24 protein-coding genes are annotated in these 23,012 nt (G+C 69.7%); 12 read left to right on the top strand and 12 right to left on the bottom strand.

Annotated features, from left to right (window positions below; all coding sequences use genetic code 11):
• Positions 1–116 precede the first annotated feature (116 nt).
• The gene (locus MKK54_RS23845; protein ID WP_244015270.1) at positions 117–1,130 is read right to left on the bottom strand and encodes a lysylphosphatidylglycerol synthase domain-containing protein; all 1,014 of its coding nucleotides are present in this window, start codon (positions 1,128–1,130) and stop codon (positions 117–119) included.
• Positions 1,131–1,340: 210 nt separating this feature from the next.
• Positions 1,341–1,691 carry a (2Fe-2S) ferredoxin domain-containing protein gene (locus tag MKK54_RS23840; RefSeq protein ID WP_244015031.1) on the bottom strand — a complete coding sequence of 117 codons (351 nt, stop codon included), beginning with the start codon at positions 1,689–1,691 and terminating at the stop codon, positions 1,341–1,343.
• A 255-nt stretch (positions 1,692–1,946) separates the two neighbouring features.
• Between MKK54_RS23840 and MKK54_RS23835 the strand changes: the two genes are divergently transcribed.
• On the top strand, positions 1,947–3,284 hold the full coding sequence (locus tag MKK54_RS23835) for a capsule biosynthesis protein (RefSeq protein WP_244015029.1): 1,338 nt from the start codon (positions 1,947–1,949) through the stop codon (positions 3,282–3,284).
• A 34-nt stretch (positions 3,285–3,318) separates the two neighbouring features.
• Positions 3,319–3,585 (top strand): hypothetical protein, encoded by a 267-nt coding sequence (locus tag MKK54_RS23830; RefSeq protein WP_244015027.1) that lies wholly within the window; start codon positions 3,319–3,321, stop codon positions 3,583–3,585.
• A 42-nt stretch (positions 3,586–3,627) separates the two neighbouring features.
• On the opposite strand, the gene MKK54_RS23825 is transcribed toward MKK54_RS23830, so the two are convergent.
• From MKK54_RS23825 to MKK54_RS24680, 8 genes are all read right to left on the bottom strand, one after another.
• A complete protein-coding gene (locus MKK54_RS23825; RefSeq protein WP_244015025.1) occupies positions 3,628–4,995 on the bottom strand; it encodes a sigma-54-dependent transcriptional regulator in 1,368 nt (455 codons plus the stop codon).
• Positions 4,996–5,060: 65 nt separating this feature from the next.
• Complete coding sequence (fliN, locus tag MKK54_RS23820) at positions 5,061–5,405, bottom strand: flagellar motor switch protein FliN (RefSeq protein ID WP_244015023.1); 345 nt, start codon at positions 5,403–5,405, stop codon at positions 5,061–5,063.
• Between the two features lie 27 nt (positions 5,406–5,432).
• Positions 5,433–6,032: a FliH/SctL family protein gene (locus MKK54_RS23815; RefSeq protein ID WP_244015021.1), complete on the bottom strand. Its 600-nt coding sequence runs from the start codon at positions 6,030–6,032 to the stop codon at positions 5,433–5,435.
• Positions 6,029–7,081 (bottom strand): flagellar motor switch protein FliG, encoded by a 1,053-nt coding sequence (gene fliG, locus MKK54_RS23810; protein WP_244015019.1) that lies wholly within the window; start codon positions 7,079–7,081, stop codon positions 6,029–6,031. Before fliG ends, MKK54_RS23815 begins: the two co-directional genes overlap by 4 nt.
• A 42-nt stretch (positions 7,082–7,123) precedes the next feature.
• The gene (gene fliF / locus MKK54_RS23805; protein ID WP_244015017.1) at positions 7,124–8,740 is read right to left on the bottom strand and encodes a flagellar basal-body MS-ring/collar protein FliF; all 1,617 of its coding nucleotides are present in this window, start codon (positions 8,738–8,740) and stop codon (positions 7,124–7,126) included.
• A gap of 204 nt (positions 8,741–8,944) precedes the next feature.
• A complete protein-coding gene (locus MKK54_RS23800) occupies positions 8,945–9,220 on the bottom strand; it encodes a DUF1153 domain-containing protein (protein ID WP_018044452.1) in 276 nt (91 codons plus the stop codon).
• Between the two features lie 100 nt (positions 9,221–9,320).
• Positions 9,321–9,995, bottom strand: a complete 675-nt coding sequence (locus tag MKK54_RS23795; RefSeq protein WP_244015015.1) for a flagellar hook assembly protein FlgD — start codon at positions 9,993–9,995, stop codon at positions 9,321–9,323.
• A 12-nt stretch (positions 9,996–10,007) separates the two neighbouring features.
• Positions 10,008–10,976 (bottom strand): flagellar hook-length control protein FliK, encoded by a 969-nt coding sequence (locus tag MKK54_RS24680; protein WP_244015013.1) that lies wholly within the window; start codon positions 10,974–10,976, stop codon positions 10,008–10,010.
• On the opposite strand from MKK54_RS24680, the gene MKK54_RS23785 reads away from it, so the two are divergent.
• The 5 genes from MKK54_RS23785 to MKK54_RS23765 all read left to right on the top strand — a co-directional run bounded on the left by MKK54_RS23785 (position 10,966) and on the right by MKK54_RS23765 (position 16,067).
• A complete protein-coding gene (locus MKK54_RS23785) occupies positions 10,966–11,499 on the top strand; it encodes a hypothetical protein (protein ID WP_244015011.1) in 534 nt (177 codons plus the stop codon). The two genes, MKK54_RS24680 and MKK54_RS23785, sit on opposite strands and share 11 nt — an antisense overlap.
• A 233-nt stretch (positions 11,500–11,732) precedes the next feature.
• Positions 11,733–12,887, top strand: a complete 1,155-nt coding sequence (gene mnmA, locus MKK54_RS23780) for a tRNA 2-thiouridine(34) synthase MnmA (protein WP_244015009.1) — start codon at positions 11,733–11,735, stop codon at positions 12,885–12,887.
• Positions 12,888–12,936: 49 nt separating this feature from the next.
• Complete coding sequence (locus tag MKK54_RS23775; RefSeq protein WP_244015007.1) at positions 12,937–13,590, top strand: methyltransferase domain-containing protein; 654 nt, start codon at positions 12,937–12,939, stop codon at positions 13,588–13,590.
• A gap of 20 nt (positions 13,591–13,610) precedes the next feature.
• Complete coding sequence (locus MKK54_RS23770; RefSeq protein WP_244015268.1) at positions 13,611–14,393, top strand: TVP38/TMEM64 family protein; 783 nt, start codon at positions 13,611–13,613, stop codon at positions 14,391–14,393.
• A gap of 186 nt (positions 14,394–14,579) precedes the next feature.
• Complete coding sequence (locus tag MKK54_RS23765) at positions 14,580–16,067, top strand: sensor histidine kinase (RefSeq protein ID WP_244015005.1); 1,488 nt, start codon at positions 14,580–14,582, stop codon at positions 16,065–16,067.
• A gap of 98 nt (positions 16,068–16,165) precedes the next feature.
• Here the strand turns inward: MKK54_RS23765 and bioB are convergent, their stop codons facing one another.
• Positions 16,166–17,185, bottom strand: coding sequence for a biotin synthase BioB (gene bioB / locus MKK54_RS23760; RefSeq protein ID WP_244015003.1), 1,020 nt, complete (start codon positions 17,183–17,185; stop codon positions 16,166–16,168).
• A 65-nt stretch (positions 17,186–17,250) separates the two neighbouring features.
• Positions 17,251–18,135 carry a fumarylacetoacetate hydrolase family protein gene (locus MKK54_RS23755; protein ID WP_244015001.1) on the bottom strand — a complete coding sequence of 295 codons (885 nt, stop codon included), beginning with the start codon at positions 18,133–18,135 and terminating at the stop codon, positions 17,251–17,253.
• Positions 18,136–18,547: 412 nt separating this feature from the next.
• On the opposite strand from MKK54_RS23755, the gene MKK54_RS23750 reads away from it, so the two are divergent.
• The 5 genes from MKK54_RS23750 to uraD all read left to right on the top strand — a co-directional run bounded on the left by MKK54_RS23750 (position 18,548) and on the right by uraD (position 23,011).
• Entirely contained in the window at positions 18,548–19,885 is a 1,338-nt protein-coding gene (locus MKK54_RS23750) for an OmpP1/FadL family transporter (RefSeq protein ID WP_244014999.1), read from the top strand.
• Positions 19,886–20,132: 247 nt separating this feature from the next.
• Positions 20,133–21,500 (top strand): MFS transporter, encoded by a 1,368-nt coding sequence (locus MKK54_RS23745; protein ID WP_244014997.1) that lies wholly within the window; start codon positions 20,133–20,135, stop codon positions 21,498–21,500.
• A 43-nt stretch (positions 21,501–21,543) separates the two neighbouring features.
• On the top strand, positions 21,544–22,080 hold the full coding sequence (locus tag MKK54_RS23740) for a hydroxyisourate hydrolase (RefSeq protein ID WP_244014995.1): 537 nt from the start codon (positions 21,544–21,546) through the stop codon (positions 22,078–22,080).
• A gap of 50 nt (positions 22,081–22,130) precedes the next feature.
• The gene (gene uraH / locus MKK54_RS23735; RefSeq protein WP_244014993.1) at positions 22,131–22,484 is read left to right on the top strand and encodes a hydroxyisourate hydrolase; all 354 of its coding nucleotides are present in this window, start codon (positions 22,131–22,133) and stop codon (positions 22,482–22,484) included.
• Between the two features lie 11 nt (positions 22,485–22,495).
• Entirely contained in the window at positions 22,496–23,011 is a 516-nt protein-coding gene (uraD, locus tag MKK54_RS23730) for a 2-oxo-4-hydroxy-4-carboxy-5-ureidoimidazoline decarboxylase (RefSeq protein ID WP_244014991.1), read from the top strand.
• Position 23,012: the final 1 nt, after the last annotated feature.

Here is a 23,012-nt window from a genome sequence, read left to right as displayed (position 1 = left end):
GCTGGCCACGAGAGCCGCGACGGGGACGAGGCTGGCCAGGACACTCCCTTCGGGGACGCTTCCAGGGACATTGGTCTCGGAGGCGCCGGGCCGCGCGGATCGGGCCATGCGCCCGCCTATCCTTGCGGCGGCAGGATCGTGCCGCGCCGCGCCTCGATCATCTGCCAGAGGATCAGCGCCGGCAATCCGAGCACCACATCCGGCACGCGCTTGACCAGGGAGAGGGCGAGTGCCGTACCGGCATCGATGCCGAACAGCCCGCCGAGGAGTACGAAGCCGCCCTCCTGCACCCCGAGGCCGCTCGGAACCGGGAAGGCCGCCGACTTGATGGCCTGGCTCAGCGCCTCGATGATGAGGATCTCGGCGACACCGACGGAGTGGTTTCCGATGCAGGCCAGAGCGATCCCGATCTCGACGGCCCCGATCAGCCAGGCCGCGAGGTGCAGCAGGACCGAGGCGGCGAGATGCCCACTCCGGCCAGGGGCCCAGACCGCGTCGAGCGCGTCGTAGACGCCGCCGCCCGGCGCCGGGTCGGTGCCGCCACCGCGCAGGGTCCGGCGACCCCAGGCGAGCGCGCGCCGGGCCGCCGCCCGAACGCCGGGGCTGCGCTGGGCTGCCAGGAATGCCGCCAGGAGGAGCGCGGTGACGGCCAGCGCGCGCAGGACCCAGATCGCGAGGGCGTGCGCGGCCTCGCCACTGACCTGCAGCAGCAGCCCGACCCCGAGGAGGGCGAAGGCGGCCTGCGTGCCGGCCTGGAACAGCATGTCCACCATGATGGAGGCGGCCGCCAGGGCGCCCGTGGCCCCCCAGAAGGTCAGCAGGCGCCCGCCGACCACGTCGCCGCCGACGGAGGCCACGGGCAGCAACACGTTGATGCCCTCGCGCACGAAGCGCAGGATCAGGAAGGCGCCCGACCCGGCCCGTCCCAGGCCCACGAGCCCCCGGACGGTCTGCCCCCAGGCCACCCCGCAGAGGAGCAGGATCAGGACGCGCAGGAGCACGATGGCGGTCAGGCCGAGGGCGCCGACCCGGCCGAAGGCATCCGCGATCGCCCCGAGGTCGTTCGTGGCGACGAGCCAGGTGCCCAGCGCGAGGCCCAGCAGCGTGCCGGCGAGCGGCAACCGGCGCATCAGGGCGCGGCCCCATCCCCGCACGGAAGCGGTGCGGGCCGTGCCGGACGTCGGATCGGTCAAGGCGCGTCCCCGTCCAAGCTGGTTCCCTCCGGCGCGATCCGGGACGGCTCTAGCGGGCGCCGGAGCCTCAAGGCAAGGGCGTTCGGGTCCTAGGTCGGAGGATCCACGTATCCGGGCATCTTTGTCAGGGTGCCTTGCTTGTCGGAATCACTTGGGGCCGAAATCGGGAAACAGGGCGTCGACCGTCTGGGCCGGCGTCGATTCCGGGTCGATGAGGTGGATGCGCTGCTTCGCCAAACTCTCGGTGGTGGCCACCGCGAGCGCGTGCTTCGGGCAGGGGCCGAGGCACCCGACCTCGACCACGCGGGGCTTGCCCGCCAGCGCCCGTCCCTTCAGTTCGCGCTTGAGCCGGCCGCGCAGGGCGCCCTTCTTCAGGCCCTGGCGCTTGGCGCATTTCGCGCAGACGAGCACGAGTTCGGAGAATTTGGAGCGGGCGAGCCGGACACGTGTCGCACCCGGCCGAACCCCGTCCTTGCTTTCGCCGGTCCTGCTGTCCATGAAGTCCCCGCCATCAGATCCCCGCCGGGCATTTCCGGCGTCCGCCTCGTGAGGTACGCTCTTCGCATCGCGGCAAGCGGAGAGCGGCGCCTTAAAAAGGGCCGAAAAACACGGGATTCGGCGGGACAACGGCAGGCTGTCGAGAGGGCTCCGCAGGCGTGACCATTTGCATCGTCGTTTGGACCCACCAGGATCGCGGTTCGTGGCGGTGAGCGCGCGCGTCCCGGCCACGCCGAGCCCCGGGAATAGGAATCGATGAAGGTCGACGAGGTCAAGCAGACGGACCGGCTGCGTGGGGTGATCGACCTCGCGCTTCGCTCGGTGCCGGATCTGCGACGGAATGCCGAGACGGTCGACCCGGTCCGGCCCGGCGGCCTACCGGCGCTGTTGCGCCGGACGCGGGAGCGATTGGACTGGCGGCGCCTGCCGATCATCCGGCCGCCCGCATCCCGACCGAAGAACATCATCGGCGGCATTCTCAAGCAATTCGCGGTCTTCGTGCTCCTGCCGACCGCGCTGGCCGCGGCGTATTTCTACGTTCTCGCCTCGGATCAGTACATCACGACGGCCCAGTTCGCCGTGCGCGGCAATGTCGAGCCGATGGACGAAAGTGCCGGCGGCGGCGCCGGCTCGCCCGTGGGCGGGAACACCGCCGGCCTGATCCAGAAGCACAACAGCCAGGACAGCTTCATCGTCAAGGACTACATCCAGAGCCAGACCCTGGTCTCCGCGGTCGAGAAGGCTCTGCATGTCTCGAAGATGTTCTCCCGCCGCGAGGTGGATTTTTGGGAACGCTACGATCCGGACCAGCCGGTCGAGGAACTGGTCAAGTATTGGCGCAAGCACGTCTCGGCCCGGATCGAGGTGATTTCGGGCATCATCACTCTCTACGTCCGCGCCTTCACCCCGGAGGATGCGCTGGCCATCGCCAAGGATGTCGTGGCGCGCAGCGAGACCCTCATCAACGACATCTCCCGGCGCGCTCAGGCCGACATGCTCGCCCATGCCGAGACGGAGGCGACCAAGGCGCAGGAGCGCCTGCGCAAGGCGCACGTGGCGCTTCAGACCTTCCGCAACCGCTGGGGGATCATCGACCCGCTGAAGACGGCCGAGACGACGCTGACCACGATCGCCGCCATGCGCAAGGACCGCTACAAGGCGGAATCCGATCTCATCGTGCTGCGCGGCTCGAATCTCGACGAGAAATCCCGCAGCGTCCAGAACCTGGTCTCGCTGATCTCCGCCCTCGACCAGCAGATCAAGAAGCTCACGGATCAGCTCACGACCGATGGCGCGAACGGTGCCGACGCAGCCAACAACATGACGCGCGCGCTGCTCGAATACGAAGAATTGCAGATCGAGCGCACCATCGCGACGAAACTCAACGAATCCGCCAACCTGATCGTCGACCGGGCACGCGTCGCGGCCGGCAAGCAGCAGATCTTCCTCGCCACCTTCGTCGAGCCGGCGCTGCCGGACGATTCGCTCTATCCGATGCGCGGCCGCGCGATCCTGGTGGTCTTCTTCTGCTGCCTCGTGGGCTGGACCTCGATCGCGCTGATCATCGCCGGTATCAACGACCAACGGCTCTAAAGTCCCATCGACCGTCCACGGCTTCGTATCCCGCATGTCCGAGTTCAGCGACCTCATCGCGCGCGCCGTCAACCCCGCCATGTCCCGCGCCGAGCGCGAGACCGTCTACGGCGTCGTGAAGCAGGCCGTCGAGCGCCTGCAGGCCCGGGACGGGCTCCCGCCCGACGATCCGCGCATCGCCCTACAGCAGCACCTCGTCGAGGAGACGATCCGCGACGTCGAGGCCGACATCGCCCGGTTCGTGTCCTTCGAGAAGCTCGAGCGCGCCCATTCGGTGCAGATGGCGGCCGAACGGCCCTGATCCCGGCGGCGCGCGGGCGCCGGCGTGCCGCCGGCCGGTTCCTCAGCCGTAGGCCGCCACCGCCCGCACGCTGCCGGGCTCGGCCACCGACAGGCCGGCATCGACATACTCGTTGAGCTTGTTGCGCAGGGTCCGGATCGAGATGCCCAGGATCTTGGCGGCGTGGGTCCGGTTGCCGAGGCAATGGTCCAGGGTGTCGAGGATCAGGTCGCACTCCACCTGCGCCACGGTCTGGCCGACGAGGCCGCGCGTGGCGGCCTCGGCCACCCGCGCGGCGCGCTCGGCGGGTCCGGCGGAGACGGGCGCGATGCTGTCGCCCTCGGGCGTCAGGATGGCGTCGGGGCCGATCTCGGAGCCCGACGCCAGCAGGACCGCGCGGTGCAGCGTGTTCTCGAGTTCACGCACGTTGCCGCGCCACGGATTGGCGCGCACCAGCACCTGCGCCTCGGCGCTGAGCGGGCGCACGGGCACGCCGTTCACCTCGGCGTATTTGCGGGCGAAGTGCGCGGCGAGCTCGAGGATGTCGGCCGGGCGCTCGCGCAGGGCCGGCAGCCGCAGGTGGACGACGTTCAGCCGGTAGTAGAGGTCCTCGCGGAACGTCCCCTTGCGGACCTCCTCCACGAGGTTGCGGTTCGAGGTCGCGAGCACGCGGATGTCGACCTTCACCGGCGCGGTGCCGCCGACCCGGTCGATCACGCGCTCCTGCAGGGCGCGCAGCAGCTTCGATTGCAGCCGCACGTCCATCTCGGAGATCTCGTCCAGCAGGAGGGTGCCGCCGTTCGCCTCCTCGAACCGGCCGATGCGCCGGGCGACGGCGCCCGTGAAGGCGCCCTTCTCGTGGCCGAACAGCTCGGATTCGAGCAGGGCCTCGGGAATCGCCGCGCAGTTCACGGAGACGAAGGGCCGGCCGGCGCGGTTCGACTTGCCGTGGACGTGGCGGGCGAGCACCTCCTTGCCGGTGCCGCTCTCGCCCGTGATGAGCACGGAGGCCTCCGAGCGCGCGACCTGCTCGGCGAGCTTGACGACCTTTTCCATGGAGGCGTCGCGCCAGACGAAGGCGCGGCCGTCCTCGGAGACCGCCTGCAGCACGGCCGCGATCATCTCCGGATCGGGGGGCAGGGGAATGTACTCGCGCGCGCCCGCCTGGATCGCCGCCACCGCCGCCTTCGCGTCGGTGGCCACGCCGCAGGCGATGACGGGGGTGCGGATGCGCTCGTCGGCGAGGGCCGTGACGAGGTCACGGATCGCGAGGCCGACATCGATCATGATGAGGTCGGCGCCCTTGGCGCGCAGCACCGCGAGGCCCTGCGCGAGACTCTCGGCGTTGGTGACGGCCGCGCCCCGGTTCATGGCGATCTTCGAGGCGGTGATCAGCTCGCCGTTGAGGCGTCCGATGATGAGAAGCCGCATGGCCCAGGGTCTCCGTCAGGTTTGGCTTCGCGCGGGCGCGCGTCGGCCGGGAAGGGCAGGAAGGCTCAGTGGTCGCTCTTGATGATCTCGGTCATCGTCACGCCCAGGCGCTCCTCCACGAGCACGACCTCGCCCCGCGCCACGAGGCGGTTGTTCACGAAGATATCGATCGCCTCGCCGACCTTGCGGTCGAGTTCGAGCACGGCGCCGGGCTGGAGCCGGAGAAGGTCGCCGATCGGCATGCGCGAGGAGCCGAGCACCGCCGAGACCATTACGGGCACGTCGAAGACCTGCTCGAGATCGGCCGCGCTCTTCGGGGTGGTCGGCGTTTCGCGGATGGACTCGGTGCCGAGGCCGTCGAAGGACGCGTCCATTCCGTTGAGCTGGGGCAGGCTGAAATCGTCGGACATGGTGTTTTCTCGGGGTGCTTGAACGGATCAGGAGGCGATGCCGACGGCATCGAGAACGGCGGCCTCGATGCGGGCGCGGTCGCGCACCACGCCGCCATCGGCCCATTCCATGCGGGCGTCGCCGGGGGCGAGGTCGGGCTCGCCCAGAACCACGAGCCGGCCCTCGAAGCCGCGCTCGCGCGCGAGGCGCTTCACCAGGGTCTCGGCCTCGTCGACGAGGCTCTCGTGGACCCGGACCACGAGGTGTGGAACGCCGCGCAGGTGCTGGAGCGCGGCGCGCGCCGCGTCGCCGATGGCCGCCAGCGGATGCGCGTCGAGGGCCTCGCCGGCGATCTTGCGCGCCAGCGCGATGGCGAAATCCATCGCCTCGTCCTCGCGCTCCCGGTCCCGGGCGTCGGATTGGCCGATGAGGCCGGCGGCGGCGAGGCCGAGTCGGGTGATGGCGTCCGAGAGCCGCGCCTGGATCTGCTGCTCGGCCAGGGCCTGACCCTCGCGGACGCCCCGCGCATGGCCCTCGGCCTCGGCCCGTGCCACGGCCTCCGCCAGGGCGGCGGCTTCCCGAACGGTGGCGGGATTGTCCGCGCGGGGGCGGAAATCGGTCTCGAAGAGGAAGCGGCGCGCGTTCAATAGACCAGCTCCTCCTCGCCGCTCGACTTGGCGATCATGATCTCACCCTTCTCGGCCAGTTCCTTGGCGAGTTCGGTCATCTTGGCCTGGGCCTCGTCGACGTCCTTCAGGCGGATGGGACCGAGCGAACCCATCTCGTCGGTGATGTTCTTGGCCGCGCGCGTGGACATGTTGCGAAGGAAGAAGGTGCGCACGCGCTCGTCGGCGCCCTTGAGCGCGCGGCACAGGGTTTCGTTGTCGACCTTGCGCAGGAGGGTCTGCACGCTGCCGGCATCGAGCTTGAGCAGGTCCTCGAAGGTGAACATGAGCTGGCGGATCTTCTTGGCCGAACCGCGATTGGCCTGATCCAGGGCGGTGAGGAAGCGGCCCTCGGTCTGGCGGTCGAAGGCGTTGAAGACGTCGGCCATGAGTTCGTGGGCGTCGCGCCGGGTGGTCTGGGCGATCGTCGAGACGAACTCGACCCGCAGGGTCTCCTCGATGTGGCGCAGGGCCTCCTTCTGCACCGTCTCCATCCGCAGCATCCGGTTGAGGACGTCGATGGCGAAGTCCTCGGGCAGGATGGTGAGCACCTTCGCGGCGTAGTCCGAGCGCACCTTGGAGAGCACCACCGCCACGGTCTGCGGGTACTCGTTGCGCAGGAACGAGGCCAGGATCTCGGGGTCGATCTGCGTCAGGCTCGCCCAGACGCGCTTGCCGGAGGCGCCCTTGATCTCGGCCATGATCGCCGAGACCTGCTCGGTCGGGAAGATCTTCAGGAGCAGGGATTCGGTCCGCTCGAAGTTCGAGGTGATGCCGCCACCCGAGGACAGGCGCGACACGAAGTCGACGATGAGCTTCTCGACGGTCTCGGCCTCGAGCGAGCCGAGCTGCACCATGGCGTGCGAGACGAGCTTGATCTCGTCCTCGTCCAGCATCTGCCAGATCGGCGCGCCCTCGCTCTCACCGAGCAGCAGCAGCAGGGCCGCCGCGCGCTGGGCGCCCGTCATGGCGGCGAAGGCGCCGTTGTTGCCCTTGGCGAGTTCCGCCTGGATGTTCAGTCCCGAGGACATGGTCTCAACGCCTCAAGGCATCATGGAGGGAGGGGGCGGGCATCAGGATTCGTGGATCCAGTTGCGCAGGACCTCGACGGTCTCGCTGGGGCTGGCGCGCACCATGTCGACCACGCGCTGCACCGTTTCGGCCTGGACCTTGCCGTTGAGTTGCGCGAAATCGACGAGGCGCGCGGTGGGGTTGTCCGACGGCGCCAGGGCGGCGTCCGCGCCCCCCGCCACGGCGCCGGCCGCGCCGGCTCCGGACACCAGGGCGATCTGGAGCGGATCGGAGGCCAGCACCTTCTTCAGGAGCGGGCGCACCACCGCCATCAGCACGATGAGCGTCAGCATGCTGAGCACCGCGAGCTCGACGATGCGCATCACCTCCTCCTTGGAGGGCGAGAGCAGCGACTGAATCAGCGTCGGCTCGACGAACTCGGCCTGGGCGGGGGTTTCGGCGAAGCGCAGATTCACGACCTCGACCTGATCGCCGCGCGTCTTGTCGAACCCGATGGCCGTCCGCACCAGGGCGGCGATGCGGTCGACCTCGGCGGCCGGCCGAGGCTGATAGACCGGCTTGCCGTCCGGCCCCGGCACGTAGGCGCCATCGACCACCACCGCCACCGAGAGGCGCTTGACCCGGCCGCCCTCGGCGATCTCCGTCTTGGTCACGCGGGAGATCTCGTAGTTGGTGGTCTCCTCGTTCTTGTTCGTCGAGTCCTTCTGCGCCGGGGCCTGCCCGGGCTGGTTGGCGCCGGGCAGTTCGTTGCCCACGCTGACCGCGCCCTCGGCGCCGCCGGTGAGCGAGTTCTCACTGCGGGTCTGGGTGGAGCGCACCACACGGCTCTCGGGATCGTAGCTCTCCGAGCGGCTCTCGACGCGCTTGAGGTCGAGTTCGGCGCTGACCTGGACGCGGGCGCGCCCGGCCCCGACGATCCCGGCGACGATCTCCTCGATCTGGGAGCGCAGCCGGCGCTCGATGCCGACCTGCTTCTCCTCCATCCCCGCGCCGGTCTCGGATTCGGCGCCCTTGGCGCCGTCGGCGAGGAGGCGCCCGCGCTCGTCCACGATGGAGACGCGCTCGGGCTTCAAGCCCTCCACGGCCGAGGCCGCGAGGTGGCGGATGGCCCGGACCTGCGAGGCGTCGAGGTCTCCCATCAGCTTGAGGACGATGGCGGCGCTCGGGGTCTCCCGGTCGCGCTCGAACAGGCGGCGCTCCGGAATCACCAGGTGGACGCGGGCCGCCTGGACCCGGCCGATGGCGCGGATCGAGCGGGACAATTCGCCCTCCAGCGCCCGCAGGTGGTTCACGTTCTGCACGAAGTTGGTGGACGAGAAGGCGTCACCCTTGTCGAAGATCTCGTAGCCGACGCCGGCCTGGCTCGGCAGGCCCTTGCCGGCGAGATCCATGCGCAGGCGGGGCAGGTCGGCGCGGGGCGCCAGGATGGTCTGGCCCGCATCGCCGCGGGTCTCGTAGCGAATGCCGCGCGCGTCGAGGTCGCGGATCACGGCGGAGGAATCCGACATCGACAGGTCGGCGAAGAGGACGCCCATGTCGGGCTTCGAGACCCGCAGAATCACGAAGGCGAAGAAGCCGATCAGCGTCATCGTGACGGCGGCCATGGCGGCGAGACGCGCCGGGCCCAACTTGGTCACGAGGTCGAGGACCGGTTTCACGAAGCGACGCACCCACTCGAGCCGCAGCGACGGACCCTCCGCGCTCGGCCGGCAAAATTTGCCCAGTCCATGGTTAGCGCCGGGTTAACAAGTCTGAACGAAGCGGGGCGGGCGCCGTCGGCGGGGGCCCCGAGAAACACGAAAGCCGCGCCCGGGTGAGGGGACGCGGCTTCCGGTGTGGGATGGATCCGTGTGGATGTCGGCTCAGTGGCGGTAATGCTGGATGCGCGTGGTGCGCAGGCCGGCCAGACCGTGCTGGTCGATGGAGAACTGCCAGCTCAGGAATTCCTCGGTGGTGAGGGTGTAGCGCTGGCAGGCTTCCTCGAGACTGAGCAACCCGCCCCGGACGGCGGCGACCACTTCGGCCTTGCGACGGATCACCCATCGCCGCGTGGTGGTCGGCGGAAGGTCCGCAATGGTTAACGGACTTCCATCAGGCCCGATCACGTATTTCACTCTCGGGCGGCTTGGTTCGGTCATGATACGCTCTACAACTCGACTGACCTGTCGAGATTGGAAGCTAGGTGGTGCCGCTTAAGATATCTTGAAGCGGATCAATCGCATTGGATTCGCCTGTTCGTCATGTGGACAACCCGGAACCGATGTCCTGGACCGAGGAGACCGGAACCCGCGACGTGCCGAGCAGGAGCACCGGTTCCGTCCCGGTGAGGTCGATTCCGTCGACGGTTCCGCTGACCTTCGTGTCGACGCTGACCTTGGTGCCCGTCGCGTCGAGGGCGTCGACCTTGATCGAATAGTTTCCGTTGGCCGAGGTGAAGCCTGTGGAGGAGCGGCCGTCCCAGGCGAAGCTCTGGGCGCCGGCCGCGAGCGCCTTGCTCTGGGTCGCCACGACGTTGCCCTTGGCGTCGCTGATCGTGATCGTGGCCTGGGTGGCGGCGCGGGCGGGCGTCAGGGTCCAGGTCGCCGAGCCGTCCTTGAGCGCCGTGGTCTTGCCGTCCGCCGTGATCGTCTGACCGATGAAGCCGGTGGCGGAGGCCGCGCTCGAAGACTTGGCGTTGGTCAAGATCGAATCGAGCCGGTCGTTCGACTTCAGCTGCTGCTCGACGCCGGCATATTGCACCAGCTGCTGCGTGAACTGGTTGGTGTCCATCGGGTCGAGGGGGTTCTGGTTCTTCAGCTGCGTCGTCAGCAGCGTGAGGAACTGCGTAAAGTTCCCGGCGAGTTCCTGGGACGAAGTCTTCGTGGTCGTGCTCGTGGAGGCCGTACTCGCGAGGCTGCTGATGCCGGTGGACATGGGATCGGTTCCTCAGATGCGGATGTCGAGGCCGCGCGCGGCGCCGGAGAAGCGCAGCGGCACGGGTAAGGGCAGGACGGGGGTCTCGTTGCTGTCGCCGCCGCGCCCGCCGCCCCGGGCGCCCGCGCGCTCCCCCTCGGGATTCGAGCCGCGCGAGGCATCGCCGCCGCCGCCGTCGTTCCGCAGGCTCAGGCTGATGCTGCCGTCCGGCGCATCGAGGCCGGCCTGGGACAGGGCCTGCTGCAGGTTGCCGGCATCGCGCTGAAGCAGCGCCAGGGTCTCGGGCCGATCCACCACGAGGGTGGCCTGGACCGTGCCCGTCTCCTTGTCGATCGCGAGGTTGACGTCGATGCGTCCCAGATCCTTCGGGTCGAGGCGGATCTCGAACTGGTTGCTGCCGGCCATGGAGCGCAGACCGATGGTCATCGGCACGGCGCCGAGGGGGACCGGCGCCTGAGCCTGCGTTCCGGGGCCGGACGGTGCCGGCGCCGCGACATCCGGGGTCGCGGCCGGCGCGGCGGTGAGGGGCGTCAGGGCGGGCGTCGGCCCGGTCGAGCCATCCGGGGCGGCCTTCAGCGCGGCGGCGAAGTCCCCCTCGGGGGTCGTCTTCGCCCGCTCGCCGCCCTCGTCCGCATCGGCGCGTCCCGCGCGGGCCTGCACCCGCAGGGCGAGGGGGGCACCCGCCTGCGCCTCGGCGGCGTTCTGCGTGGTCGCGGCGCCGGTCTTCGTACCGAGGGCGCCGGTCTTGGCGCTAGAGACGGCGGTTTCGCCCGTCTGCGTCTCGGGCGCGGGCTCGCTTGCGGTTCCGGACGGGGCACCGGACGCGGCGGCCTGCACGATGGTCGCTGATGTCGGGGGCACTGACACGATGGGCAGCGGGAGGACTGGCGGCGGAGGCTCGGCCGCGCCTTCCTTGACGGTGGCCTCCTTGTCACTGGACTCGTCTTTGGTCTGCTCGCCCGTGGATTCCTTGCCGGTCACCTGGGGCGAAACTCCGGCCGAACCCGTCCCGTCGGCCGCCCCGCTCGAGTCCTGCGGCGCGCAGGCACCGGCTTTGGATTTGGTGGCTCCGTCCCGATCGCCCGCGACCGGGGCCCGATCGGATGTCGGCCGCTCCTGCGAGCGCGTCTTCGAGGCGGAATCGTCCGCCGCGCGGGTGGCGCGGTCGCCGGTCCTGTCCGTCTTCTCCGCTCCCGCGTTCGCGCGGCGGGCGCTTGCCGTCTCGCCGGCCCTGTCCTGGGACGCTGCCGTTCGCGAGGTCTCGCTGCGTTGTGCCGCCGCGCGCTTGGCCGATGAACGATCGTCCGCGAGCTTTGAACCGACGGGAGCCGTCCGCGCGGATTCGGCGTGGTCGATCGTGAAGGTCGCAGCGCCGGTGTCCCGCGAACGGGCGGCGGCGGGGGTCGAACGGCGTGCCGCCGAAACATCCGTGTCGATCACCGAAAAAGTCATGCGCGGCCTCTCTCCCTGGCGGCGACGGCGCAAGGGCCGGGCCAGCCAGTAACGGCGCTAAGGCACTGTTCGATCATGGTTTTTGAGACGGCGTCACACGTTCGTCAGGAAGCGCTCGGCAAAACCTGCCCGCGGCCCGGCAGCTTTCGCCCGGCAGCGATCCGGCACAGGCGGTTCCAAACGATCCCCCGGCGCCGCGACACCCTCCCTGGAAACCGGGGGCGAGGATGGCTATAGACTCACGCGCGGGGGCCGGACCGGCCCCTCCCGGCGAATCCTGGCGCGATGAATTCCCTCGATCTTCCCAAGGCCCCGCACGAGACGCGCGTCGTCGTCGCCATGTCCGGCGGCGTCGATTCCTCCGTCGTGGCCGGACTCCTGAAGCGCCAGGGCTACGACGTCGTCGGCATCACGCTCCAGCTCTACGACCACGGGGCGGCCACCCACCGCAAGGGCGCCTGCTGCGCCGGCCAGGACATCCACGACGCCCGCCGCGTCGCCGAGGCGCTGGAAATCCCGCACTACGTCCTCGATTACGAGGATCGGTTCCGCGAATCGGTGATCGACCGCTTCGCCGAGAGCTACCTCGCCGGCGAGACCCCGATCCCCTGCGTCGAGTGCAACCGCTCCATCAAGTTCCGCGACCTCCTCGCCACCGCCCGTGACCTCGAGGCGGATTGCCTCGCCACCGGCCATTACGTGGCGAGCCGCCCGGAGCCGGCCGGCGGACGGGGGCTCTACCGCGCCCTCGATCCGGCACGCGACCAGAGCTACTTCCTCTACGCCACCACGGCGGAGCAGCTCGATTTCCTGCGCTTTCCGCTCGGCGAGCTGCCGAAGGACGAGACGCGGCGCCTCGCGCGCGACCTCGGCCTCGCGGTGGCGGAGAAGGCCGACAGCCAGGACATCTGCTTCGTGCCGCAGGGCCGCTACGCCGACGTGATCGCGCGCCTGCGCCCCGACGCGGCGCGGGCCGGCGACATCGTGGATCTCGGCGGGCAGGTGCTCGGCCGCCACGACGGCATCATCCATTACACCGTGGGCCAGCGGAAGGGCCTGCGCCTCGCGGTGGGCGAGCCGCTCTACGTGATCCGCCTGGAACCCGACAGCGCCCGCGTGGTGGTCGGCCCGCGCGCGGCCCTCGCCACCAGCCGGATCCGGCTCAACGACATGAACTGGCTCGGCGCGGCCTCCGAGGGTGCTGTCGAGCGACCCGTCGCGGTGCGGGTGCGCTCCACCCGCGAGCCGCGCCCGGCCCTGTTGACCCGCGACCCGCGCGACGGCACGGCCGAGATCCTGCTGGCGACGCCGGAGGACGGCGTCTCGCCCGGCCAGGCCTGCGTGATCTACGCCGACGAGGGCCCGCGCGCGCGCGTTCTCGGGGGCGGCACCATTCGACGCGTCGACGCGTTGGCGAGCGGCGCAGCGCAAGCGGCCTGACACGCGCCGGCCCGACACACCCAACCCTTTCAAGGACATCGAGATCGACATGCTGAGCGAGCCGCGGGAGGCCGGTCCGAGCACCGCCCTGATGCGCAAGGCCTATGCCCGCTGGGCGCCGGTCTATGACGTGGTCTACGACAAGCTCACGGAGCCGGCCGCGCGCGACGCGGTGGAGGCGGCGGTGGCCTGCGGCCCGCGCATCCTCGAGGCCGGCGTCGGCACCGGATTGTCGCTCGGCTACTATCCGTCGACTTCCTTCGTCTGCGGCGTCGATCTCTCGGAGGACATGCTCAAGCGGGCGCGCGCCAAGGTCCTGCGCCGCCGGTTCACGCATGTGCGCGGCCTCCAGGTGATGGATGTCTGCCGCCTCGGCTACGCCGATGCGAGCTTCGACGCGGTGGTGGCCCAGTTCCTCATCACCCTGGTGCCCGACCCGGAGGCCGCACTCTCCGAATTCCTGCGGGTGGTGCGTCCCGGCGGCGAGATCGTGCTCGCCAATCATTTCGGACAGACGGCCGGGCCGGTGGCGAAGGTCGAGGAGATCGTGGCCCCGCTCTGCACCAAGATCGGCTGGTCGTCCGCCTTCAAGTCGACCCGGATCGAGGCCTGGGCCCGCGCGCACGGGGTGGACTTCATCGGCGTCGCGCCGACCTTTCCGGGCGGGTTCTTCAAGATCCTGCGGATGCGCAAGCGCGGGTGAGCGCGCCCGCGCCCCCCGCAATGGAGCCGCCCGAGCCCACGTGGCTGCGGCGGTGGCTGCGCTGGCTTCCCCTGCTGCTGCTCGTGGGTGCCTCGGTCGCCGTGCTGGTCTCGGGCGCCTCGCACCTCCTCAGCCTCGACCGGCTCCTGGCGTCCCGCGCCTGGCTCAACGCCTGGGTGGCCGAGGACCGGTTTCGCGCCATGGTGGTGGCCTACCTCGTCTATGTCGGCGCCGTGGTCGTCTCCGTGCCGGCCTCGCTGTTCCTGACGATGCTGTGCGGATTCCTGTTCGGCATCGTGCCGGGCGCCCTGATCGCGCTCGCGTCCGCGACGACGGGCGCGGCCATCGTCTTCACCATCGGGCGCGGTGCGGCCGCCGACCTGCTGCTGCGCCGGGCCGGGCCGCGCCTCGCGAGCCTCGCCGCCGGCTTTCGCGCGGATGCCTTCGGCTACATCGCGTTCCTGCGCCTTCTTCCGATCTTCCCCTTCTGGATGACGAACCTCGCGCCGGCCGCCTTCGGCGTGAAGCGCAGCACCTTCGTGCTCGCGACCCTGGTGGGGCTGCTGCCGGGCGTGTTCGTCTACGCGTCCACCGGGGCGGCGATCGAGGACGTGGTTCGGGTCCACGAGACCGCCAAGGCCGCCTGCCTTTCGGCCGGCGGGCTCGATTGCGAGAACGCCCTGACCCTGCGCGACCTCGTGACCCCGAAGATGGTGGCGGGCCTCGCCGCGCTCGCGGCCTTCGCGCTGCTCTCGGTGTTCCTCCGGCGCCGTTTCAACCGGCGCGAGCCGATGAATTCCTGATCGATTTTGGCCATAAGTCTGATCAAAGTATTGTGTACCCTGTGGCAGCCTAATGGGATCTTGAGCGTTGGTGGCGCAGAGACGCAGACCGCCGCCGCTCCTCACCCGCAGCCGGATCGACCACCGGATGAGCCTCACGCCGACACTCGCTGCGCCAGTCGGACACCGGGAACCCGAAGAATCGAGATGGGTGTGAATTCGCGTGTCGCGTTCGAGCCGGACGTCGCCGCCGCCGCTTCGCCGGCCGGGCGCGGCCTCGGGCGGCATCTCGGCCTTTCCGGCCGCCTCTTTCTGCTGACCGTCGCCTTCGTCGCCCTTGTCGAGGTGCTGGTCTACGTGCCCACCGTCGCGAATTACCGCCGGATGTGGCTGTCGGACCGGATCGCGGCCGCGCAGGTCGCCGCCCTGGTGCTCGACGCGGCACCGGACCAACACGTCTCCGAACGGCTGGCACAGCGCCTCCTCGCCGGCGTCGGTGCCCGCGCCATCGCGGTGAAGGGCAACGGCACGCGGCGCCTGCTCGCCGACGAGACCGTGCCGGAGGCGGTGTCCGAACTCATCGACCTGCGCGAGATCAACTGGATCACCTCGATCAGGGGATTGGTGCGGACGCTCCTGTTCGACTCGCCCCTTCCCGTCCGCGTCATCGGCCATGGGCGCGACGACTTCGACCTCGTCGAGATCCTGATCGACCCCGAGCCCTTCCGCGACGCGGTCGCGGCCTTCGCCATCCGGCTCGCCCTTTCATCGTTGGCGATCGCGGCGGCGGTGGCGGGGCTCATCTTCCTCATCCTGCAGCGCGCGATCGTGCGGCCCGTGCGCCGGCTCGTGCACAACATCACCGAGTTCGCCGAGGACCCCGAGGCCATCGACGGCATCATGGTGCCCTCGCGGCGCACGGACGAGATCGGGCACGCGGAGATCGCGCTCGGCCGGATGGAGACGGCGCTGGCGGGAGAGCTGCGCGAGAAGCGCCGTCTCGCCGGGCTCGGTCTCTCGGTGAGCAAGATCAACCACGAACTGCGCAACCTGCTGACGACCGCCCAGCTTCTCAGCGACCGCCTCGACGGCGTCGCCGACCCCCTCGTGCAGCGCGTCGCGCCCCGCCTGGTACTGACTCTGGATCGCGCGATCCGGTTTTGCGAGGAGACCCTGGCCTATGGCCGCGCGACGGAGCGCAATCCGAATCGCCGCCTCGTCGCGCTCGCCCCCATCATCGCCGAGCAGGCCGACCTGTCCGGCCGCGAGCGCGAAACGAACATCGTGATCCGGGAGGTTTGCCCGAAAGGCCTGCGCATCTGCGTCGACCCGGAGCAGTTCTCCCGCGCGCTCGCCAACATCGTCCGCAACGCGGTGCAGGCGCTCGCGCAGCCCGCCTCCGACCACGAGGCACGAGCCCGCAGCGATCCGACCATCACGATCGAGGCCCGGCGCGGCGCGACCGGAATCGGCGCCGCCACCACGATCCTTGTGGCGGATAACGGCCCGGGCCTGCCCGCGCGGGCGCGCGAGCACCTGTTCAGCCCGTTCAAGGGCTCCTCGCGCTCGGGCGGGACGGGCCTCGGGCTCGCCATCGCCTCGGAGCTGATCCAGCTCAACGGCGGTACGCTCACGCTCGACGAGACGGCCGTGGGGACCTGCTTCCGGATCGTCATTCCGGATCCGGCTGTCTGATCCTCGGCCTCATCGAGGTTCGGCGGACGCCCGCCGCCGCCGCGGGCAGACCTCGATGAATCATGCTCATCGGGGTCCGGCATAAGACGGGAAAGCCCCTACTCGGCGGCCGCCAGCGTCAGACCCGGCACGGCGATGCCGATGTCGCGCAGGAGCTCGGCGTCGGAATCGGTCTCGTTGTTGGCAGTGGTGAGCAGGCGCTCGCCGTAAAAGATCGAGTTCGCGCCCGCCAGGAAGCACAGGATCTGCGCCTCGCGGGTGAGTCCCTTGCGGCCGGCGCTGAGACGGACGCGGGCGCGCGGCATCACGATGCGGGCGGTGGCACACATGCGCACGAGGTCGAGGGGGTCGACCGGCGGACGATCCTCCAGCGGCGTGCCCTCCACCGCCACCAGGGCGTTGATCGGCACGCTCTCGGGGTGGGGCGCGTGGTTGGCGAGCACCTGGAGCATGCCGGCGCGGTCCTTCACGCCCTCGCCCATGCCCACGATGCCGCCGCAGCAGAGACCGATGCCGGCGTCGCGCACGTTCTGCAGGGTGTCGAGGCGGTCTGCGTAGGTCCGCGTCGAGATGATGTCGCCGTAGAACTCGGGGCCGGTGTCCAGGTTGTGATTGTAGGAGGTCAGCCCGGCCTCCGCGAGGCGCCCCGCCTGCGAGGGCGTGAGCATCCCGAGCGTGACGCAGGCCTCCATCCCGAGGCCGCGCACGCCGCGCACCATCGCCAGCACCGCGTCGAATTCCGGTCCGTCCTTCGGCTGGCGCCAGGCCGCGCCCATGCAGAACCGGTGCGCCCCGGCGGCCTTCGCCTCCGCCGCCTCGCGCAGCACGGCGTCCACCGGCATCAGGCGCTCGCGGGCCATGCCGGTGCCCTTGTGGTGCGCCGATTGCGGGCAATAGGCGCAATCCTCGGGGCAGCCGCCGGTCTTGATCGACAGCAGGCTCGCCCGCTGGATGTCGGCCGGGTCGTTGTGCGCGCGATGGACCTGCGCGGCCCGGAACACGAGGTCGAGCAGCGGCAGGTCGTGGATCGCCTGGATCTCGGCCACCGTCCAGTCGTGACGGATGGCGGAGATATCCAGGGCCGGGGCGGAGGGGAGGGCGGCGAGCGTCTCGATCATGCCCCCATGAGGCGAATCTCGGCCGGAAAATCAAGCCGGCCTAATGCGCGAGCCGGGCGCGCGCCTCAGTTCGTCGGCTCGCCCGCCGCGACCTTCGCGGTCCAGTCGTCGAAGGCGACGATCTCCTGGCGCTGGTCGCCGAGACCGTCGATGCCCAGGGTGACGACGTCGCCGCTGCGCAGGAAGCGCGGGGGCTTGCGCGCCATGCCGACGCCGGGCGGCGTTCCCGTGGTGATGACGTCGCCGGGCTCCAGCATCATGAAGTGCGAGACGTAGGCGACGAGTTGCGCCGCGTCGAAGATCATCGTGGCGGTGGAGCCGGTCTGCATCCGGGTGCCGTTGACGTCGAGCCACATCCCCAGCTTGCCGAGGTCCGGGATCTCGTCGAGGGTCACGAGCCAGGGGCCGAGGGGTCCGAAGGTCGGGCAGCCCTTGCCCTTCGCCCAGGTGCCGCCGCGCTCCATCTGGTACTCGCGCTCGGAGACGTCGTTGCAGATGCAGGCGCCCGCCACGTAGGACAGGGCCTCGTTGGCGTGGACGTAGGAGGCCCGCGCGCCGATCACTAGCGCGAGCTCGACCTCCCAGTCGGTCTTGGCCGAGCCCTTGGGCAGGATCACTCGGTCGTTCGCCCCGGCGAGGCACGAGGGCGCCTTGTTGAAGAGGATGGGCTCGGGCGGGATCGGCGCGCCGATCTCGGCGGCGTGGTCGGTGAAGTTCAGGCCGATGGCGACGACGTTGCGCGTGGCCCCGACGCAGGGGCCGAGGCGCGTGCCGGCCGGCAGCAGCGGTAGGCTCTCCGGATCGATCAGGCGCAGGCGGTCCAGAGTCTCGCGCGACAGGTTCGGGCCGGCGATGTCCCGGACATGGGCCGAAAGGTCCCGCAAGCCACCCCGCGCATCGACGAGACCGGGTTTCTCGTCGCCGCTCGCGCCATGACGTACCAGTTTCATCGCTCGTGTCTCCGCGCTCGCTCCTGCCCGCGTCACATCGATCGGATGGGTGTCCGCGGCAAGGGGCGGATCGCCTGATCGGCACGCATCCGGCCATGCGCGGCACCGGATTTGTCACCCAAAGGTCACAGTGCTGCCCGGAGATGCGGCGGCAGCGCATTTTCTGAGCGGGCGCTTACTCACGGCCGCGAGAGTTTAGATGTGAACCATTCTGCCGGTATCATCACCGAGATGAAGACGCGGCGGCAATATCACGCCAACTCCAGTATAATTTCGATTTTTACTTGATTTACGCGATCCGTCCGCAGGATTGCGCAGTCGCGGCGCGCACGTCATTGTCACATCCAAGGTGCGGGGCCGGCCCAATCGGGTCGGAACAAGCGAGCACCACAAAATGGGTGGGTCTCACGTCATGACGGGCACGATTCGGAGCCGTTCTCTTCGCAATTGGGCGCTCTCGGGTGCCTCGATCGCCCTTCTGACCGCCAGCGTGAGCGGCGCCTCGGCCGGTGCCTTCGGCATCCGCGAGCAGAGCACCGAGGCACAGGGCGTGGCCTTCGCGGGCACGGCGTCCGGCTCCGGCGGCGTCTCGTCGATGTTCTGGAACCCCGCGACCGTGACGATGCGTCCGGGCTGGGTCACGGAGCAGAATCTCAGCCTCATCAACCTCTCGGGCAAGATCACGCCGGAGGCGGGCACCAACCCGGCCTTCTCGCGGCTCGGCGACAGCGGCGACATCGGCCAGGGCGCCGTGGTGCCGGCGGGCGCCACCTCCTACCAGCTCAACGACCGGCTCTGGATCGGCATCCAGACCGGGGCCCCGTTCGGCCTCGTGACGAAGCCGCGCGATACCTGGGCGGGCGAACTCTACGGGCGCTCGAACCGGATCTTCACCCTCGCCTTCAACCCGGTGATCGGCTTCAAGGTCAACGAGTGGCTCTCCGTCGCCGCCGGCCCGAACATCGAGTACTTCAAGCTCACCCTGAAGCAGGCGCAGATCACCTCGCCCGTCTTCAACCCGGCGAACCTGCCGAGCTCGATCCTGAAGGGCGATTCCTGGGGCGTCGGATTCACGGCCGGCGCGCTGATCACCCCCTGGGCCGGGACCGCCTTCGGCGTCGGATACCGCTCCTCCGTCCATCACGACATCTCGGGTTCGCTGACCCTGCCCGGCGCCGCCGCGATCCTCAGCGGCCCGGTCGTGGCGAACCTGAACACGCCCGAAAAGATCACGGTGGGCCTGACCCAGGCGATCAACCCGGTCACCCGCATCAATCTCGGTTTCGAGTGGGACAATTGGAGCCGCCTGAAGAACGTCGCCATCGTCCCGGTCGGCCTGCTCACCCCGGCCTCGGCGCTGCCGCTGAACTACAAGGACGGTTACACCTACGCCATCGGCGCCGAGTACGATTGGTCGCCGGCCCTGACCGTGCGGGCGGGCGTCGCCTATGAGGTCTCGCCGATCGACTTCACCAACCGCTCCGTGCGCCTGCCCGACGCCGACCGGGTGAACGTGTCCGTCGGCGCGAGCTACCGCTGGAACGAGAAGCTGACCCTGAACCTCGCCTACTCGCACTTCTTCGTGGACAAGGGCCGCATCCTCACCGGCGCCGGCCGCGACTACAACGTCCAGAACGTCGTCTTCGCGGGCGTGGCCGACAGCAGCGCCGACATCGTCTCGGTGGGCTTCCGCTACGTCTTCGGCGAGCCCGTCGCCGCCGCGCCGGCGCCGCTCGTGCGCAAGTTCTGAGACCCGATCGACGGCGGACGCGGGCGGCGGGATCGGTTCGGTTCCGCCGCCCGACCGCGTCCGTGCGATGTCTCGGATCCGGTCCGTGATGCCCCGTGACGCGGGCCCCGCCTCCCGGTTCGAAGCCTTGCCGAAGCAACCCGTCGTCGATGCGCCGGCTTTGCGTTCTGGTCTGATCTTTGCGAGACTTGACCGCAGCGCGGGTCGATAGAATCGCCGATATTCCGGCCGGTCCGCAGGACGAGCGATGACGATCCAAGCGCATCCGACCCCCACGACCCGATCCGTCGAGCCGCCGGCCACCCTCGACGGAGCCTACCGCCGGATCACCCTTCGGCTGCTGCCCTTCCTGATGGTCCTGTGGATCCTGTCGTGGATCGATCGCGTCAACATCGGCTTCGCCAAGCTCCAGATGTTGAGCGACCTCAAGTTCAGCGAGACCGTCTACGGAATCGGTGCCGGCATCTTCTTTATCGGTTATTTCCTCTGCGAAGTTCCGAGCAACCTGCTGCTCGAATATATCGGTGCCCGCAAGACCATCGCGCGGATCACCTTCCTGTGGGGAATCTGCTGCGTGGCGATGATGTTCGTCACGACGCCGACGTTCTTCTACGTGCTGCGCTTCCTCCTCGGGGTGTTCGAGGCCGGATTCTATCCGGGCGTGATCCTGTACCTGACCTACTGGTACCCCACCGAGCGGCGCGCCAAGGTGTTCGGCCTGTTCATGTCGGCCTCCGCCCTGGCCGGCGTCATCGGCGGCCCCCTGGCGGGCGCGATCCTGAACGGCATGAACGGGGTCAATGGTTGGGCCGGGTGGCAGTGGGTCTTCCTGCTGGAGGGAATCCCGTCGATCCTGGCCGGCATCGTCACCCTGTTCTACCTGACCGACCGCCCATCGAAGGCCCGCTGGCTCTCGCCCGACGAGCGGGCCCTGGTCGAGGCGGACCTCGCCCGCGACGCGGCGGCCCTGGGCCCGCGCGAGCACGGGATCGTCGCGTCCCTCAAGGACGTCCGCGTCTGGCAGTGCATCGCCATCTTCTTCTGCATCGTCACGGCCAATTCCGCGCTCACTTTCTTCGGGCCGAGCGTGGTGCGCGAGGCCGGCTTCACCGACCCGCTCACCGTCGGCTGGATCATGTCGGCCGCCTATCTCTGCGGCGGGGCCGGGATGATTCTCAACGGGCGCCATTCCGACCGCACGGGCGAGGCGCGGTTGCATTGCGGCGTGCCGGCGCTGATCGGCTCGCTCGCCATCGCGGCCGTCGGTTTCCTGATCCCGTCGCAACCGGTCCTCGCCATGCTGGCCCTCGCCCTGGCGATCGTCGGCACGATGAGCGCGATCCCGGTATTCTGGCAGATTCCGGGCCGCTTCCTCGCCGGCTCGGCGGCCGCGGCCGGCATTGCGCTGATCAACTCGGTCGCCAACCTCGCCGGCTTCGGCGCTCCCTCAGCGATGGGCTACCTGCGTGAGCAGACCGGCTCGGTCTCCACCGGTCTGTGGCTGGTGGCCGCCTTCGAGTTCGCCACGCTCCTCCTGATCCTCCGCTTCATCCCAGCGGCCACACCGGCGCTGGAGCGCCGGGCAGCGGCGCGCGCGGCCCACGAACCGGCCTGAACCGATCCGTTCGCCCGTCATCGAGACAATCCAGGAGTTCGCTTTGGATCGACATTCCCTGACACGCCGTAGCCTTGTCGGGGCCGGCTTCGGTGGTGCCGTGCTGGCCGGCGCGACCACGGATGCGCTCGCACAGGCGGGTCCGCCCCAGACCGCCGCCCCGCCGAATCCCGCGCCACCCAAGCCCGGCACGCTCACCACGGCGCCGTCCTCGCAGGCGGGTCTGTCCCCGCGCCTGACCATGCACGCCATCGACAACTTCCACGGCACGCCCGGCGCCGGCATGGTCTGCGACCTGTCGATCCGGGAGGGCGACACCTACCGCCTGATCAAGACGGTGACGACCTCGCCCACCGGCCGTCCCACGGAGCCGCTCCTGGTCGACGAGGCCTTCAAGGCCGGCCGCTACGAGTTGCTGATGCACTTCGACGCCTATTTCCGGGCCCTCGACGTCAAGCTGCCGACCCCGAACTTCCTCGGCCTGGTGCCGGTGCGCTTCGTGATCCGCGACGTCGGCCAGCGCCACCACCTGCCGATCCTGTTCTCGCCCTGGGGCTACTCGTATTATCGCGGCAGCTAGGGCCGTGCCCGCTCCGCGGGCGTCGCAATCCACTCACCACGGAGTCTCAGATGGCCGGGATCAGCACACATGTCCTCGACACCGATCGCGGGCGGCCCGCGGCGGGCGTCAAGATCGAACTCTCGGTCCGGGAGGGCGAGACCTGGCGGATGGTCAAGACGATGATCACCAATGCCGACGGCCGCACCGACGGGCCGGTCGTCGCTGCGGCGGACGCGCGGGTCGGCGAGTACCAGTTGGAATTCCACACCGACGCCTACTTTCGGAGCCTGCCCGATGCCGGCGCGGGCGAGCCCTTCGTGGACAACGCGGTGGTGCGGTTCGCGATCTTCGACGTGAAGCAGCATTATCACGTGCCCCTGCTCTGCACGCCGGGCAGTTGCACCACCTATCGCGGAAGCTGAGCCAAACACCGATGCCGGACATCGCCACCGTCAACGCCCTCGACCGTGAAAGCTTCGTCGCGCTTCTCGGGGAGACCTTCGAGCATGCGCCCTGGGTGGCGGAGCGCGCCTTCGCCGCCCGGCCGTTCGCGAGCGTCGCCCATCTGCACGCCGCGATGATCCGCGCGGTGCGGGACGCCGCCGAGACGGAGCGGCTCGCCTTCCTCAACGGGCACCCCGAGCTCGCGGGACCGGAGGCGCGGGCACGCAGCATGACGGCGGATTCGGCGAGCGAGCAGGGCAGCGCCGGGCTCGACCGCCTGAGCGCGGCCGATCTCGACCGGTTCGATCGCCTGAACGCGGCCTACCGGACGACATTCGGCTTCCCGTTCATCGTCGCGGTGCGCGGCCGCGGTCGGGACGAGATCCTGGCCCTGTTCGAGCAGCGGCTCGCCCGCGATGCGGCGACCGAGGCGGAAGCGGCGCTCGGCGAGATCGCGGCGATCACGCGGATGCGCCTCGACCGGATCATCGACGCCGCCGCTTAGG

It is taken from the genome of Methylobacterium sp. J-068, from assembly GCF_022829445.1.
GTDB lineage: Bacteria > Pseudomonadota > Alphaproteobacteria > Rhizobiales > Beijerinckiaceae > Methylobacterium.
The sequence above is the reverse complement of the archived record's forward strand: the minus strand, read 5'-3'. Positions and strand labels throughout refer to the sequence as shown.

Coding starts and splice junctions, on each gene's coding strand:
- MKK54_RS23795 (WP_244015015.1), bottom strand. CDS start 9,995: ATGTCCACCGGCATCAGCAGCCTCGCGAGTACGGCCTCCACGAGCACG.
- MKK54_RS23835 (WP_244015029.1), top strand. CDS start 1,947: ATGAAGGTCGACGAGGTCAAGCAGACGGACCGGCTGCGTGGGGTGATC.
- uraD (WP_244014991.1), top strand. CDS start 22,496: ATGCCGGACATCGCCACCGTCAACGCCCTCGACCGTGAAAGCTTCGTC.
- MKK54_RS23765 (WP_244015005.1), top strand. CDS start 14,580: ATGGGTGTGAATTCGCGTGTCGCGTTCGAGCCGGACGTCGCCGCCGCC.
- MKK54_RS23845 (WP_244015270.1), bottom strand. CDS start 1,130: ATGCGCCGGTTGCCGCTCGCCGGCACGCTGCTGGGCCTCGCGCTGGGC.
- MKK54_RS23800 (WP_018044452.1), bottom strand. CDS start 9,220: ATGACCGAACCAAGCCGCCCGAGAGTGAAATACGTGATCGGGCCTGAT.
- uraH (WP_244014993.1), top strand. CDS start 22,131: ATGGCCGGGATCAGCACACATGTCCTCGACACCGATCGCGGGCGGCCC.
- bioB (WP_244015003.1), bottom strand. CDS start 17,185: ATGATCGAGACGCTCGCCGCCCTCCCCTCCGCCCCGGCCCTGGATATC.
- MKK54_RS23825 (WP_244015025.1), bottom strand. CDS start 4,995: ATGCGGCTTCTCATCATCGGACGCCTCAACGGCGAGCTGATCACCGCC.
- MKK54_RS23840 (WP_244015031.1), bottom strand. CDS start 1,691: ATGGACAGCAGGACCGGCGAAAGCAAGGACGGGGTTCGGCCGGGTGCG.
- MKK54_RS23775 (WP_244015007.1), top strand. CDS start 12,937: ATGCTGAGCGAGCCGCGGGAGGCCGGTCCGAGCACCGCCCTGATGCGC.
- MKK54_RS23755 (WP_244015001.1), bottom strand. CDS start 18,135: ATGAAACTGGTACGTCATGGCGCGAGCGGCGACGAGAAACCCGGTCTC.
- MKK54_RS23745 (WP_244014997.1), top strand. CDS start 20,133: ATGACGATCCAAGCGCATCCGACCCCCACGACCCGATCCGTCGAGCCG.
- fliN (WP_244015023.1), bottom strand. CDS start 5,405: ATGTCCGACGATTTCAGCCTGCCCCAGCTCAACGGAATGGACGCGTCC.
- MKK54_RS23770 (WP_244015268.1), top strand. CDS start 13,611: ATGGAGCCGCCCGAGCCCACGTGGCTGCGGCGGTGGCTGCGCTGGCTT.
- MKK54_RS23830 (WP_244015027.1), top strand. CDS start 3,319: ATGTCCGAGTTCAGCGACCTCATCGCGCGCGCCGTCAACCCCGCCATG.
- mnmA (WP_244015009.1), top strand. CDS start 11,733: ATGAATTCCCTCGATCTTCCCAAGGCCCCGCACGAGACGCGCGTCGTC.
- MKK54_RS23750 (WP_244014999.1), top strand. CDS start 18,548: ATGACGGGCACGATTCGGAGCCGTTCTCTTCGCAATTGGGCGCTCTCG.
- fliG (WP_244015019.1), bottom strand. CDS start 7,081: ATGTCCTCGGGACTGAACATCCAGGCGGAACTCGCCAAGGGCAACAAC.